Source organism: Streptomyces sp. NBC_00076, assembly GCF_045041235.1.
Classification (GTDB): domain Bacteria; phylum Actinomycetota; class Actinomycetes; order Streptomycetales; family Streptomycetaceae; genus Streptomyces.
Map to the genome: position 1 here is coordinate 3,689,380 of NZ_CP108242.1, position 14,051 is coordinate 3,703,430.

The 14,051-nt window shown below is 71.6% G+C and carries 10 protein-coding genes; all 10 read right to left on the minus strand.

Annotated elements, in window-relative coordinates; all coding sequences use genetic code 11:
* Positions 1-104: 104 nt before the first annotated feature.
* Entirely contained in the window at positions 105-1,133 is a 1,029-nt protein-coding gene (locus tag OHA64_RS16785; RefSeq protein WP_405613742.1) for an FG-GAP repeat protein, read from the minus strand.
* A 155-nt stretch (positions 1,134-1,288) separates the two neighbouring features.
* Positions 1,289-2,725 carry a GTPase ObgE gene (obgE, locus tag OHA64_RS16790; protein ID WP_405613743.1) on the minus strand — a complete coding sequence of 479 codons (1,437 nt, stop codon included), beginning with the start codon at positions 2,723-2,725 and terminating at the stop codon, positions 1,289-1,291.
* A 103-nt stretch (positions 2,726-2,828) separates the two neighbouring features.
* On the minus strand, positions 2,829-3,083 hold the full coding sequence (rpmA, locus tag OHA64_RS16795) for a 50S ribosomal protein L27 (RefSeq protein WP_356769802.1): 255 nt from the start codon (positions 3,081-3,083) through the stop codon (positions 2,829-2,831).
* 14 nt (positions 3,084-3,097) lie between these two features.
* Positions 3,098-3,418: a 50S ribosomal protein L21 gene (gene rplU, locus OHA64_RS16800; RefSeq protein WP_006374708.1), complete on the minus strand. Its 321-nt coding sequence runs from the start codon at positions 3,416-3,418 to the stop codon at positions 3,098-3,100.
* 220 nt (positions 3,419-3,638) lie between these two features.
* Complete coding sequence (gene rfbC / locus OHA64_RS16805; RefSeq protein WP_405613746.1) at positions 3,639-4,232, minus strand: dTDP-4-dehydrorhamnose 3,5-epimerase; 594 nt, start codon at positions 4,230-4,232, stop codon at positions 3,639-3,641.
* A 10-nt stretch (positions 4,233-4,242) separates the two neighbouring features.
* Complete coding sequence (locus OHA64_RS16810; protein ID WP_405613748.1) at positions 4,243-6,228, minus strand: glycosyltransferase family 2 protein; 1,986 nt, start codon at positions 6,226-6,228, stop codon at positions 4,243-4,245.
* Complete coding sequence (rfbD, locus tag OHA64_RS16815) at positions 6,225-7,148, minus strand: dTDP-4-dehydrorhamnose reductase (RefSeq protein ID WP_405613750.1); 924 nt, start codon at positions 7,146-7,148, stop codon at positions 6,225-6,227. The genes OHA64_RS16810 and rfbD overlap by 4 nt, the downstream gene beginning before the upstream one ends.
* Before the next feature lie 106 nt (positions 7,149-7,254).
* Positions 7,255-8,265 (minus strand): dTDP-glucose 4,6-dehydratase, encoded by a 1,011-nt coding sequence (gene rfbB / locus OHA64_RS16820; protein WP_405613752.1) that lies wholly within the window; start codon positions 8,263-8,265, stop codon positions 7,255-7,257.
* Positions 8,262-9,329 (minus strand): glucose-1-phosphate thymidylyltransferase, encoded by a 1,068-nt coding sequence (locus OHA64_RS16825; protein WP_405613754.1) that lies wholly within the window; start codon positions 9,327-9,329, stop codon positions 8,262-8,264. Before OHA64_RS16825 ends, rfbB begins: the two co-directional genes overlap by 4 nt.
* A 222-nt stretch (positions 9,330-9,551) precedes the next feature.
* Complete coding sequence (locus OHA64_RS16830; RefSeq protein ID WP_405613756.1) at positions 9,552-13,844, minus strand: ribonuclease E/G; 4,293 nt, start codon at positions 13,842-13,844, stop codon at positions 9,552-9,554.
* Positions 13,845-14,051: the final 207 nt, after the last annotated feature.

The window sequence follows — 14,051 nt, forward strand, 5'->3', positions numbered from 1 at the left end:
CGGGGGTGCGCGCGGGGGCGTGGTGCGGACACGCGACAGGCGTCGCGGCAGGCATAAGGACGGGCCGGGGCCGCACGCCCCGGGTGTGGCCCCGGTCGCGGGGCTCAGCGCGGGAACTCGTCGCCGAGCCGGGCACCGTCCGCGACCGTGCCGAGGGTGCCCGCGCCGAACGAGAACGAACCGGCCGCCGTGGCCCCGGCGGCACCGGAGCGCAGTACCCAGACAGCACCGGCGTACGCGTTCTCCGCGACCGCCGCCACGACCGGCTCCGCCCTGCCGTCGCCGTCGCCGTCGCCGTCGCCGTCGAGGAGGACGGTGTTCTCGCCGAAGCGGTCGCCCTGCTCGGCGGTGCCCGGCACCTCGGCGCTGTTCTGGCCGAACACCTTGGTGCCGGCGCCGGTCGGCCCGTTCGGTCCGGCGGGGACGACGGCGAAGGTCCCGGCCTGCTTCAGGGCCTCGACGGCCTCGTAGGGGTCGCCGGCCAGAATGTCCCCGCAACCGTCGCCGTCGACGTCGCCGACCGAGACGTCGTAGCCGAAGGCGTCCTCCGGCTCGTCGACGCCCGGCACGCCGGGGCTGTCCTGGGGGATCACCCGGGGTGGTCGGGACGCGGCGGGGCCGTTCGTGGTGCCGTCGATGACCCTGAGCGAGTCGCCGCCCACGACGATGTCCGCGCGGTGGTCGCCGTTGACGTCGCCGAGGGCCAGGGAAAAGCCGGCGCCGATCCGCTCGCCCCGCGCGTCCCTCAGGACGACGGGGGGCTGGAAGCCGTCGGTGAACCCGTCCCCGTCCAGGTCGGCCGCGGTCAGCTCGGACCCGAAGAGGTCGTCCGCCTCGGGCGTGCCGGGTATCCGGGCCGAGGCCTGCGTGTACACGTGCTTGGAGCCGGCCTCGAGCCCGCTCGCCGAGCCGTACAGCACAGCGACGTACCCTGCCCTGGCCTTGCCGCTCACCGTCGCGTGGGGAGCGGCGACGGCGAGGTCCTCGTAGCCGTCGCCGTTGAAGTCCTGCCGTACTCCCGGCGCCGTCTCCGCCGCCTGCACGACCGGCGACCCGGTGGCGCCGACCGCCAGCAGGGCGAGGGCGACCGTGACCGCACGTCGGCCGCTGCGTAAGGAAACAGGTTCGGGCACGTCGACTCCGGCTGTCGAAAGGGCAGCTGACTGCGGAGAGGTTCAAGATCCTCATCCGCACTGCCCAGTACGACGAGCCGGAGCGACGGTTGGTTGCCCTTCCGTATGCCGAAACTCTTCCCGGAGTCAACCGGTCCTTTCGGCGTGCCTCGGGGCTAGAACGGCTCGAAGTCGTCGAACTCCTTCGTCGCGTCGTCCCGTTCCGCCTGCTTGTCGCGGCGTCGCTGCGCGGCGGGCCGGGGCTCCTCGAAGCGGTGGTCCTCGCCACGGCGGCCGAGCATCTCGGCGCCGGACATCATCGACGGCTCCCAGTCGAAGACGACCGCGTTGTCCTCGGGGCCGATCGCGACACCGTCGCCGGACCGGGCGCCCGCCTTCATCAACTCCTCTTCCACACCGAGGCGGTTGAGCCGGTCGGCGAGGTAGCCGACGGCCTCGTCGTTGCTGAAGTCGGTCTGTCGCACCCAGCGTTCGGGCTTCTCGCCGCGCACCCGGAACAGGCCGTCGTCCTCGGGCGTGACGGTGAAACCGGCGTCGTCCACGGCCTTGGGCCGGATGACGATCCGGGTCGCCTCCTCCTTGGGCTTGGCGGCCCGCGACTTGGCGACCAGTTCGGCCAGCCCGAACGACAGCTCCTTCAGGCCCATGTGCGCCACGGCCGACACCTCGAAGACCCGGTAGCCGCGCGCCTCCAGGTCCGGGCGCACCATCTCGGCGAGGTCCTTGCCGTCCGGTACGTCGATCTTGTTCAGGACGACGATGCGGGGGCGGTTGTCGAGGCCGCCGTACTCACTCAGCTCGGCCTCGATGATGTCCAGGTCGGAGACCGGGTCGCGGTCGGACTCCAGGGTCGCCGTGTCCAGTACGTGCACGAGCACACTGCACCGCTCCACGTGCCGCAGGAACTCCAGGCCGAGCCCCTTGCCCTGGCTTGCGCCCGGGATGAGTCCGGGCACGTCGGCGATCGTGTAGACGGTCGAACCGGCCGTGACGACGCCCAGGTTGGGCACCAGGGTGGTGAACGGGTAGTCCGCGATTTTCGGCTTGGCGGCGCTCAGCACCGAGATGAGGGACGACTTGCCGGCGCTCGGGTATCCCACCAGTGCCACATCGGCGACGGTCTTCAGCTCCAGGACGATGTCCTGGAGGTCTCCCGGCTCGCCCAGCAGCGCGAACCCGGGCGCCTTGCGGCGGGCGGAGGCCAGCGCCGCGTTGCCGAGTCCGCCCCGGCCGCCCTGCGCGGCGACGTACGCCGTCCCGTGGCCGACCATGTCGGCGAGCACGTTGCCCGCCTTGTCCATGATGACGGTGCCGTCCGGGACCGGCAGCACCAGGTCCTGGCCGTCCTTGCCGGAGCGGTTGCCGCCCTCGCCCGGCTTGCCGTTGGTGGCCTTGCGGTGCGGGGAGTGGTGGTAGTCGAGCAGCGTGGTGACGGACTGGTCGACGACGAGGGTCACGTCGCCGCCGCGTCCGCCGTTGCCGCCGTCGGGCCCGCCCAGCGGCTTGAACTTCTCACGGTGGACGGAGGCACAGCCGTGACCTCCGCTACCCGCGGCGACATGCAGCTCGACGCGGTCCACGAAGGTGGTCATGGGATGTGCCTCCAGTTACGTACGGAATGTTCTTGGATCAACACGCGAAAGGCGGACCCGCTTCCCGGGAGGGAAGTGAGGTCCGCCTCGCGAAAGCTTCCGATCAGGCGACCGGAACGATGTTCACGACCTTGCGGCCACGGTGCGTACCGAACTGCACCGAACCGGGGAGCAGCGCGAACAGCGTGTCGTCGCCGCCACGGCCGACGCCCGCGCCGGGGTGGAAGTGGGTGCCACGCTGGCGGACCAGGATCTCACCCGCGTTGACGACCTGACCGCCGAAGCGCTTCACGCCGAGCCGCTGGGCATTCGAGTCGCGACCGTTCCGGGTGGACGATGCGCCCTTCTTGTGTGCCATCTCTCCTCAGTCCCTTACTTCGCAGCCGCGGGGATCTCAGTGACCTTGATCGCCGTGTACTGCTGGCGGTGGCCCTGACGACGGCGGTAGCCGGTCTTGTTCTTGTAGCGAAGGATGTCGATCTTCACACCCTTGTGGTGGTCCACGATCTCGGCCTGGACCTTGATGCCGGCCAGCACCCACGGGTCGCTGGTCACAGCGTCGCCGTCGACAACGAGCAGGGTCGAGAGCTCGACCGTGTCGCCAACCTTGGCAGTGGAAATCTTGTCAACCTCAACGATGTCGCCGACAGCAACCTTGTGCTGGCGACCACCGCTGCGCACGATGGCGTACACGCGGATCTCACTCTCTCGCTCGGGAACGGCACCCCCGCAGTCCAGCCACCCGGCACGCGAACGGCCTCTCCGGAGCACCCAGTGCCCTGGAGGATGAGGTTTACGGGGATGTGGCACGTCTAGGGACACGCCGACGGTCCAGGTTACGGGGCCGTGGCCGAAGGGGTCAAACCAGGCCCGGGTACACCGGCTCGCGGCCGGTGTACCCGGACGGCCCGGTTCAGCCGCCGAGGCTCTCCCGGTAGGCCACGCACTCCTCGTAGGAGGGCAGCAGGCCCTGCTCCTGGGCCTGGGCCAGGGTGGGTGCCTGCTCGTCCTTGGCCGAGAGCTGCGGGGTGAAATCCGCGGGCCAGTCGATGCCGAGGGCCGGGTCCAGCGGGTGGATGCCGTGCTCGCGCTCGGGAGCGTAGCCCTCGGAGCAGAGGTAGACCACGGTGGCGTCCTCGGTGAGCGCCATGAAGCCGTGCCCGAGACCCTCGGAGAGGTAGACCGCGTGGTGGTCCTGGTCGTCCAGGCGGACCGCCTCCCACTGGCCGAAGGTGGGCGAGCCGGTCCGGATGTCCACGATCACGTCGAGGACCGCGCCGCGCACACACTTGACGTACTTGGCCTGGCCGGGCGGCACGTCGGCGAAGTGGATGCCGCGCAGCGTGCCCCGGCTGGAGACGGACATGTTGGCCTGCGCCAGGTTGAACGCGTGGCCGGCCGCCTCGGTGAAGACCGGGGCCTTGAACCACTCGTGGAAGCTGCCCCGGCCGTCGGGGAAGACCTTCGGTTCGTGCACCCAGGCGCCGGAAATCGAAAGGGGTCGCATTGCAGGGTCCTCAGCTCTTCTTCTGCTGGTCGGTCAGGGCACGCTTGAGGCGCCCGACGGCCCGGCGCCACAGTGGACGCGGCGGGGCGGCCTGCCGCGCGGCGGGCTTGGCCGGCGGGGTGTGGCGGTCGATCACCCGGGCGGTGCCGTCGGCGTCCACCACGACGTCGATCGGGAGCCGGGTCCAGTGTGCCCCGCCACGGGCGGTGGACGGCACACCGATCCGAACGGCCCAGCGGAGACCGGTGAGTTGCTCCAGCGGCAGCGGGGCGCTCACGGTACGGCCGTCCACCACGGCGTCGGCGGGGAACTTGCCCACGTTCTTGCGCTCGAAGCGCAGCAGCACCGGGTCCGAGGCGTCCTTCGTGAGGTGCAGGGGCAGCGGGAGGCGGACGGTGGAGCCGTCGACCACGGCCGCGGCCGGGTTCATCAGCGCCACCGCCTCGCGCTCCAGCTTGCCGGTGTGCTGGTCGACGTCGAGGGAGAGGTTGCCCGGCCCGTCGGTCCAGTACGGCAGGACCAGCCGTCTCGGCTCGCCGGTGAGCGCGGCCAGGCGTCCGGCCTCCACGTCCTCGCCGCGCACCGCGCCGATCCGGGTCTCCTTGCTCCAGCCGCAGGACTTGATGCGCAGGTGCAGGTCCCAGATGCCCTTGGCCAGGGGCGCGCCCGCGGCCGCGGTCTCCGGGTCGAGGACGGCGCGTGCGGTGATCTGCTGGCGGAAGGAGCCGTGCCCGGCGTCCAGCCGGTGCCGTTCGCTGTCCAGCGGAAGGTAGTACTGGGTGGCGTCGTCGCGATTCCGGACCACCAGGTCCACGCCGCTGCTGTCCACGGGGGCGTCGAGGGTGACGCCCTGGCCCGCCAGGGCCTCCATCGACTTCTCGGAGAGCGGCAGGCCGAGCAGATCGCGGTCGCCGTCCCGGCGGAACGTCATCGGGACGCCGTCGACCTCGTACTCGGCGCTCAAGCCGATGTTCAGGGCGCCGTTCTCCCACGCCAGGAAGGTCAGGCTGCCGGTGGGTCTGATCCCGGCCTCCCAGTGGGCGAGCGCGCGGACGTCCTGGTAGAGGTCGGCGGCGACCAGACCGGCGACCACGCGCTGGGTCGGAGCCACGCAGGCGAAGACGCCCGGTCCGAAGCGTTCGGTGACGACGCCGCGGATCTCGCGGTAGAGCTCCTCGGCGTAGTCCTCGGGGAGCTTGAGGAGTCGGTTGCCGCGCAGCCGCTCGACCATCTCGACCCGCAGCCAGCGGCTGTAGAGCTTGTCGCGCAGCGGACCCGGTTCCGTGAGTTCCTCGACCACGTCGAGGGCCTCGCGGAGGTTCCCGAAGTAGCCGGCCGGGTCGAAGCGCTGGAAGCCGGCGTTGGAGCCGTCGTCCCGGGTGATGTGGTAGTAGCACAGGTAGTCGCCGAGGACGGCGACGCTCTTCGCCCGGAGATACGCCTCGACGACGAAGACATGGTCCTCCAGCCGGCGGCGGCCCTCCTTGAAGCGGATGTCGTGCTCGTTCAGGAACTCCCGGCGGAACATCTTGTGCGGAGTGAGGCTGTCGATCAGCGGCGCGTTCTCCACCGTGGCGCGCGGCCGGTTGACCCGGAACAGCTCCTGCGGGACCGGGCGGCCGATGCCCGCCATCTTGCCGACGACCACGTCGGCGTCGTTCGCCTTGCCGTAGTCGTACATCCGCTCCAGGGCCTCGTCGCCGAGCCAGTCGTCGTGGTCGACGAACATCACGTACTCGCCCTGGGCGGCGGCGATGCCGGTGTTGCGGGGGCGGCCGGACCAGCCGGAGGACTCCTGGTGGATGACATGGAGGTGGGGGTGCTCGGCCGCCAGCCGGTCCAGGCGGGCGGGCGTCTCGTCGGTGGAGCCGTCGTCGACGAAGACGACCTCGAACTCGTCGGGGGCGAGGCTCTGGCGTAACACGGACGAGACGCAGTCCTCGACGTACTTGCCGGGGTTGTAGACCGCGATGACGACGCTGACCTTGACCGTCACGCCGGATTCTCCTTCGTATGGGCCCGGTGGATCTCCGGGAAGGCCTCGGTGAGGGCCGCACGCCAGTCGCGCAGCGGCTCGATGCCGACCGCGCGGAAGCGGTCGTGGCCGAGGACGCTGTAGGTCGGTCGGGGGGCGGGGCGGGTGAATGCCTCGCTGGTGGTGGGGCGGACCCGGTCCGGATCGGTGCCGAGCAGGCGGAAGATCTCCCGGGTGAGGCCGAACCAGGTGGTCTCGCCGGAGCTGGTGCCGTGGTAGACCCCGGCCGGGGCGGTGCCGGCCAGGGCTCCGCGGCCGAGGGCGAGCAGCAGGCCGGCCAGGTCGGCGCTCCAGGTGGGCTGGCCACGCTGGTCGTCCACGACGTCCAGGGTCTCCCGCTCGCCCGCCAGGCGGATCATGGTGCGGACGAAGTTGGGGCCGCCCGCGCCGTACAGCCAGGCGGTGCGGACCACGTAGCCGCGGTCCGGGAGGGTCTTCAGGACGGCCTGCTCGCCGGCGAGCTTGGTGCGGCCGTACGCGCTGCGCGGAGCCGTGGGGGCGTCCTCGGCGTACGGCGTGGTGGCGTCTCCGGCGAAGACGTAGTCGGTGGAGACGTGGAGCAGGACGGCGCCGGTACGCGCGCAGGCGTCCGCGAGATGGGCCGGGCCGTCGCCGTTGACGCGGTGTGCCTCGTCCTCGCGGGTCTCGGCGTCGTCCACGGCGGTCCAGGCCGCGCAGTTGACGACCACGGCGGGGCGGTGACGCTCCAGTGCCTGCCGTACGGCCGCGGGGTCGGTGAGGTCCAGCGCCGCGCGGTCCAGCGCGACGGACGGCTCGCCCTCGGCGGACAACGCGGCCAGCACGTCCTGGCCGAGCATGCCGCCCGCTCCGGTGACCAGCCAGCCGGACGGGGAGCTTGCCTGTTCCTGTGTCGAGTTCATGCCTCTTCTTGTCTTCTGTTGTGCCGCTGTTGTGCCGCAACGCTCTTAGTGCCGCAAAGCAGGAACGGGCCCGGGCGGTCCCGGGCCCGTGGGGATGGCCGACGCGTCAGCTCAGCGCCGCGCGCTCCTTCAGCGGCTCCCACCAGGCCCGGTTGTCGCGGTACCACTGGACCGTCTCGGCCAGGCCCTGTTCGAAGCTCTTGCGGGGCTCGTAGCCGAGCTCCTCGCGGATCTTCGTGCAGTCGACGGAGTAGCGGCGGTCGTGGCCCTTGCGGTCCTCGACGTACTCGACGCTGGTCTCCCAGTCGGCGCCGCACGCCCCCAGCAGCAGCCCGGTGAGCTCCTTGTTGGAGAGCTCGGTGCCGCCGCCGATGTTGTAGACCTCGCCCGCGCGGCCCTTGGTGCGGACCAGGTCGATGCCCTGGACGTGGTCGTCGATGTGCAGCCAGTCGCGGACGTTGCCGCCGTCGCCGTACAGCGGGACCTTCCTGCCGTCGAGGAGGTTGGTCACGAAGAGCGGGATGACCTTCTCGGGGAAGTGGTGGTGCCCGTAGTTGTTGGAGCAGCGGGTGACGCGGACGTCCAGGCCGTGGGTGCGGTGGTACGACAGCGCGATCAGGTCGCTGGAGGCCTTCGCCGAGGAGTAGGGCGAGTTGGGCTCCAGCGGGTGGGTCTCGGGCCAGGAGCCCTCGTCGATGGAGCCGTAGACCTCGTCGGTGGAGATGTGCACGAAGGTCTTGATGCCGGCCCGGTGCGCCGCGTCGATCAGCGTGTGGGTGCCGACCACGTTCGTGCGGACGAACTCCGCGCCCCCGTCGATGGAGCGGTCGACATGCGACTCGGCGGCGAAGTGCACGACCTCGTCGTGCTCGGCCATCAGCTTGCCGACCAGTTCCGGGTCGCAGATGTCGCCCTGCACGAAGGCGAATTGGGGGTGCGCGCGCACCTCGTCGAGGTTGGCCGGATTGCCCGCGTACGTCAGCTTGTCCAGGACGGTGATCGCGACATCACCGGGCCCCTCCGGGCCGAGCAGCGTACGGACGTAGTGCGAGCCGATGAAACCGGCACCGCCGGTCACCAGGATCCGGGTCGGGTGGGCGGGGGAAGGGGCCGTCATGAAGAAATCTGCACCTTGCTGTGATCACCGAGCACGAGCCGGTGGGCCTTGGGGTTACGGGGAGCGGGCGTCACCTCGACGTCCCGCCCGATGAGCGAGGCCTCCACCCGGCGCACGCCGGTCACGGACGAACCGCGCAGCACGATGGAGTACTCGATTTCGCTGTCCTCGATCCGGCAGTCCTCCGAGACCGAGGTGAAGGGGCCGATGTACGCGTCGTTGACCACCGAGCCGGCACCGATGATCACGGGTCCGACGATCCGGCTGCCGCTGACCCGGGCGCCCGCCTCGATCCGCACCCGGCCGATGATCTCGCTGCCCTCGTCCGCCGTGCCCTCGTTCAGCGGCTCCACTGTCTCCAGGACGGACCGGTTGACCTCCAGCATGTCGGTGACGTTGCCGGTGTCCTTCCAGTAGCCGTGGATGGTGGTGGAGCGGACGTCGCGCTTCGCGTCGATCAGCCACTGGATGGCGTGCGTGATCTCCAACTCGCCGCGCCAGGAAGGCTCGATGGAGCGGACGGCCTCGTGGATCGCCGAGGTGAACAGGTAGACGCCGACGAGCGCCAGATCGCTCTTCGGCTGCGTCGGCTTCTCCTCCAGACCCACCACCCGGCCGTCGCCGCCGAGTTCCGCGACACCGAAGGAGGTGGGGTTGGGGACCTTGGTCAGCAGGATCTGCGCCTCGGGCCGCTCGGCCCGGAACTCGTCCACCAGACCGGTGATGCCACCGACGATGAAGTTGTCGCCGAGGTACATGACGAAATCGTCGTCGCCGAGGAAGTCCTGGGCGATGAGCACGGCGTGGGCGAGGCCCAGCGGCGCTTCCTGCGGGATGTAGGTGACCTTGATCCCGAAGAGCGAGCCGTCGCCCACTGCCTCACGGATCTCGTCCGCGGTGTCGCCGACAACGATGCCGACCTCGCTGATCCCCGCTTCGGCGATCGCTTCGAGGCCGTAGAAGAGCACGGGTTTGTTGGCGACCGGCACCAACTGTTTGGCCGAGGTGTGGGTGATCGGACGGAGGCGGGTGCCCGCTCCCCCGGAGAGCACGAGAGCCTTCACGTATTGCGCCCCAATACTGTGGCTATTCAGGGATTGGAAATCCCAGCTTGTCTTAATTTAACGGCAATCTCGGACCACATCATAACCACGACCTGATCACAGGTTCACCTTTCATTCACACATTCGAGTGTTGGCTGACGGCTCGTCGGCCGGAAATGAACGTGATCCGCCCCCGGTCGTCGGACCGGGGGCGGATCAGGTACTCCTTCTTACGGCGGGGCGTCAGCCCTCGTCGGCAGCGCTCGAGACGGACGGAGCCGACTTCTGCTCGGCCGCCACGGTCTTCTTCGACGTCGCCTTCTTCGCGGCCGTCTTGGCGGTGGTGGTCTTCGCCGCCTTCTTGGCCGTCACCTTCTTGGCGACCGTCTTCTTGGCCGCGGTCTTCTTGGTTGCGGCCTTCTTCGCCGGGGCCTTCTTGGCCGTCTTACGGGCCGTCTTCTTGGCCGGAACGGCTTCCTCGGCGGCGCCTTCGTCGACGCCGGCCTGCGCACCCGCTTCCGCGTCGGCTTCGGCACCGGCGTCGGTACCGGTCTCCGCGGCCGGGACGACCACCACGGCCGCCTCCTCGGACGCGGTGGGCGCGGTGGCCTTGCGCACGGCGCGGCGTCGCGGCCGGGCCGGGGCACCGCTCTCGGCGGGCGCCTCGGCCGGGGCCTCGGGCTGCTCGGCGGGCTCCGCGACCGGTGCCTCCTCCGCCTGCGGCGCGGACGCCGACACGGTCTCGGCGACCGTCACCACGGCTTCGGCCCCCGCGGGGGAACCGGCCGGCGCGGACACCTTGCGGGTGGCCCGGCGACGGGTGCGGCCCTTGGGCGCGGCCTCCTCGGCGACCGGCGCCTCGGCCGGAGCCTCGACCACCGGGTCCTCGGCGGCTGCGGGCGCGGCCTGCGCGACGGCGGCCTCGTGCGGCTGCACCGGACGCTCGACCTCTTCCTCGGCCGTCACGTCCTGAGCCGTCGGAGCCTCGACGCGCACGTCGGCCTCGGCCCTCGCCTCGTCCCGTCGGCCCCCGCGCCTGTCGTCCCGCCTCTCCTCGCGGTTGGGCGCGCCCGCCGGAGCCGACGCCCGCCGGCTCGCCCGGCGCCGCGTACGACCCCGGCCGGCCGCGGCCTCCGCCTCGGCGACGCTGCTGTACAGCTCCTCGTCGGGCGTGAACTCCGGCTCGGCCAGCGCCACCGGCTCGGCGGCCTCCGCGGCGACCTCGGCCTCGGTCTCCTCCAGGGCCTCGGCCGTGTCCACGACCGCCTCGTGCTCGTGGGCCTGCCCGTCACCGCCGCGCCCGCGCTTGCGGCGCTTGCCGCCGCCTCCGGCGGAGCTCGGCTGCTCCATGTGCACGATGACACCGCGGCCGTTGCAGTGGACGCAGGTCTCGGAGAACGACTCCAGCAGCCCCTGGCCGACCCGCTTGCGGGTCATCTGCACGAGGCCCAGCGAGGTCACCTCGGCGACCTGGTGCTTCGTACGGTCCCGGCCCAGGCACTCAAGGAGGCGCCGCAGGACAAGATCCCTATTGGACTCCAGGACCATGTCGATGAAGTCGATGACGATGATGCCGCCGAGGTCGCGCAGCCTGAGCTGACGCACGATCTCCTCGGCCGCCTCCAGGTTGTTCCTGGTGACCGTCTCCTCCAGGTTGCCGCCCTGCCCGGTGAACTTGCCGGTGTTGACGTCGACGACGATCATCGCCTCGGTCCGGTCGATCACCAGCGAACCGCCGCTGGGCAGCCAGACCTTGCGGTCCAGCGCCTTGGCGAGCTGCTCGTCGATCCGGTACGTGGCGAAGACGTCGACCTCGGAGGTCCACCTGGACAGCCGGTCCGCCAGGTCGGGCGCTACGTGCGAGACGTACCCGTGGATGGTCGACCAGGCCTCGTCGCCGCTGACGACGACCTTGGTGAAGTCCTCGTTGAAGATGTCGCGGACGACCCGGACGGTCATGTCCGGCTCGCCGTACAGCAGTGTCGGCGCGTTGGAGCTGCCGCCGTTCTTCGCCTTCTTCTGGATGTCCTCCCACTGGCCCTGCAGCCGCTCGACATCGCGGCGCAGCTCGTCCTCGCTCGCGCCCTCGGCGGCGGTGCGCACGATGACGCCCGCGTCCTCGGGGACGATCTTCTTGAGGATCGTCTTCAGCCTGGCCCGCTCGGTGTCGGGCAGCTTGCGGCTGATGCCGGTCATCGAGCCCTCGGGGACGTACACCAGGTAACGCCCGGGGAGGGAGACCTGGCTGGTCAGACGCGCGCCCTTGTGCCCGATCGGGTCCTTGGTCACCTGGACCAGCACCGGCTGCCCGGACTTCAGGGCGGACTCGATGCGCCGCGGCCCGTTGGCCATGCCGAGCGCCTCGAAGTTCACCTCACCGGCGTACAGGACGGCGTTGCGGCCCTTGCCGATGTCGATGAAGGCGGCCTCCATCGACGGCAGCACGTTCTGGACCTTGCCCAGGTAGACGTTGCCGACGTACGAGGTGGCCTGCTCCTTGTTGACGTAGTGCTCTACGAGCACGCCGTCCTCCAGGACGCCGATCTGCGTGCGCTCACCGCTCTGCCGGACGACCATCACGCGCTCGACGGCCTCACGGCGGGCCAGGAACTCGGCCTCGGTGATGATCGGGACACGGCGGCGGCCCTGCTCGCGGCCTTCCCGGCGGCGCTGCTTCTTCGCCTCCAGGCGGGTCGAGCCCTTGATGGACTGCACCTCGTCGGACGGCTCGGAGGGCTTGCGCGGCTCACGGACCTTGACGACGGTGCGCTCCGGGTCGCCGTCGCCCGGCTCGGCGTCGGTGGAGGAGTCACCGGCACGGCGACGACGACGCCGGCGCCGACGGCTGCTGCTGGATCCGGCGCCACCGGATTCCTCGCGGTCCTCGGTGTCCTCGTCGTCGTCCTCGGTCTGCTCCGCGGTGTCCTCGGCGTCCTGTGCGGCCCGCGTGCCGGACGTGTCGTCCGCGTCGGTGTCCTGACCGTCACCGGACTCGGCGTCGGCGGAGTCGCCCCGACGGCGACGGCGGCCACCCCGGCGGCGACGGCGACGCGAGCCGGTCTCCTCGGTGTCGTCCCCGTCAGCGCCGTCCTCGGCGGACTCCTCGGGCTCCTCCGGCTCCTCCTCCACGGCGGTGTCGGCGGCGGTCCGGTCCTCGGACTCCTGCGCGGAGCCGGAGCCCCGGCGGCGACGCCGACGCCGTCCGGCGCCCTGCTCCTCGGCGAACTCCTCGGCGGGCTGCTCGGCGGGCTGCTCGCTCTCCTCGGCCGCCTCGGGCTCCACCACGGCGGCGGCTTCGGCGGCGGCCCGCTGCGCCGTCTGGAACTGCGGCTCGGTGAAGACGGGCGCCTGGAACACGGCGACGGCCGGCCGCTTGGGCCGACGCGGAGAGTCGTCCTCGGCCTGCTCGGCGGTCCTGCCCCCGGCCGACTGCGCGGGCGCGGCGAACCCGGTCGCGGCCTTGCGGACGGCACGACGGCGGCGACGCGGTGCGGCGTCCTCGACGGGCGCCTCGTCGGCGGCGGGAGCCTCGATCACCTCGGCACGCCCGCTCTCGACGGCAGCGGTCTCCGGCTCGGGCGCGGCGGCACTCGCCGCGGCAGGCTCGGTCTCGGCGCCCTCGGGCGCGGACACCCGGCGGGTGGCACGCCGACGCGAACGACGCGGAGCGGCCTCCTCGGCCTCGGCGGCGGTGCCGTCGTCCGTCGTCTCGGTCACGTCCGGGAGGCCCACCGGCTCCCCGGCGTTCTCGGCGGTCTCGACGGCCTGCGCCACCTCGACGCTCTCGGCGCTGTCAGCGGCCTCGGCCGCCTTCGGCGCCCCGGCGGGCGCGGAAGCCCGACGTCCGGCCCGCCGACGCGTACGCCCGGCAGGCGCGGCCTCCTCGGCCACGGGCTCCTGGACCACTGTCTTTTCGGCCACGGCGTCGGAGGCAGTCGCGGTCTCCGACGTCCCGGTGTCCTCGGTCCCAGCCTCAGCAGCGACGGGCGCCGCCTCGGGCGCGGACACCCGGCGGGTGGCACGCCGACGCGAACGACGCGGAGCGGCCTCCTCGGCCTCGGCGGCAACCGTGCTTTCCTGCACTGCGTCCTCGGCGGACCCGGCGGACGCGGCCTGGTCGACGACGGTCACGGGTACGACGGTCTCGGCGGCCTCGGCGGACGCGGGCGCCCCGGCGGGCGCGGAGGCCCGACGCGTGGCACGCCGACGTGTCCGCCCGGCAGGCGCGGCCTCGGCAGCGCCCTGCACCTCAGCGGTCTCGGTGCCGGCGGCCTCGTCAGCCACAGCCACTGTCTCCTCGGCCTCAGTCGCCTCGGCACCCTCGATGCCCTCGGCGGTCTTCTCGTCCTCGTCGGTCACGAGGTCCTCGGCCTGCGCCGCCGCTATGGCGGGCGCGACGGTCTCCGCCGGCGCCTCGGCGGCGCCGACCGGCGGACCCGCAGGTCGGGAAGCGGCACGGCGCCGACGACGCGGCGGCAGGGTGTCGCTGGGGGTGTTCGGTTCGGAACCCTCGGTGGGTTCGGTCGGTTCGAGCATGCGGGCTTGTCTCCCGTCAGGCTCCCGGGCGCCGCGCTGGTCCGGCGTCGATCATGTCGATCGCCGTTGACGTCCGCGGCTCGCGCGATGCGCGGTGCCGCCGTCCGGGGCGCGGGCGCCGCACGGGAGCTCTCTGTGTCCTGTCTCACCGGTTCCGTACGCCGATTGCGTACGGCCTGGCGAAAGTCTTGTGGTCGGTGCGCTGCC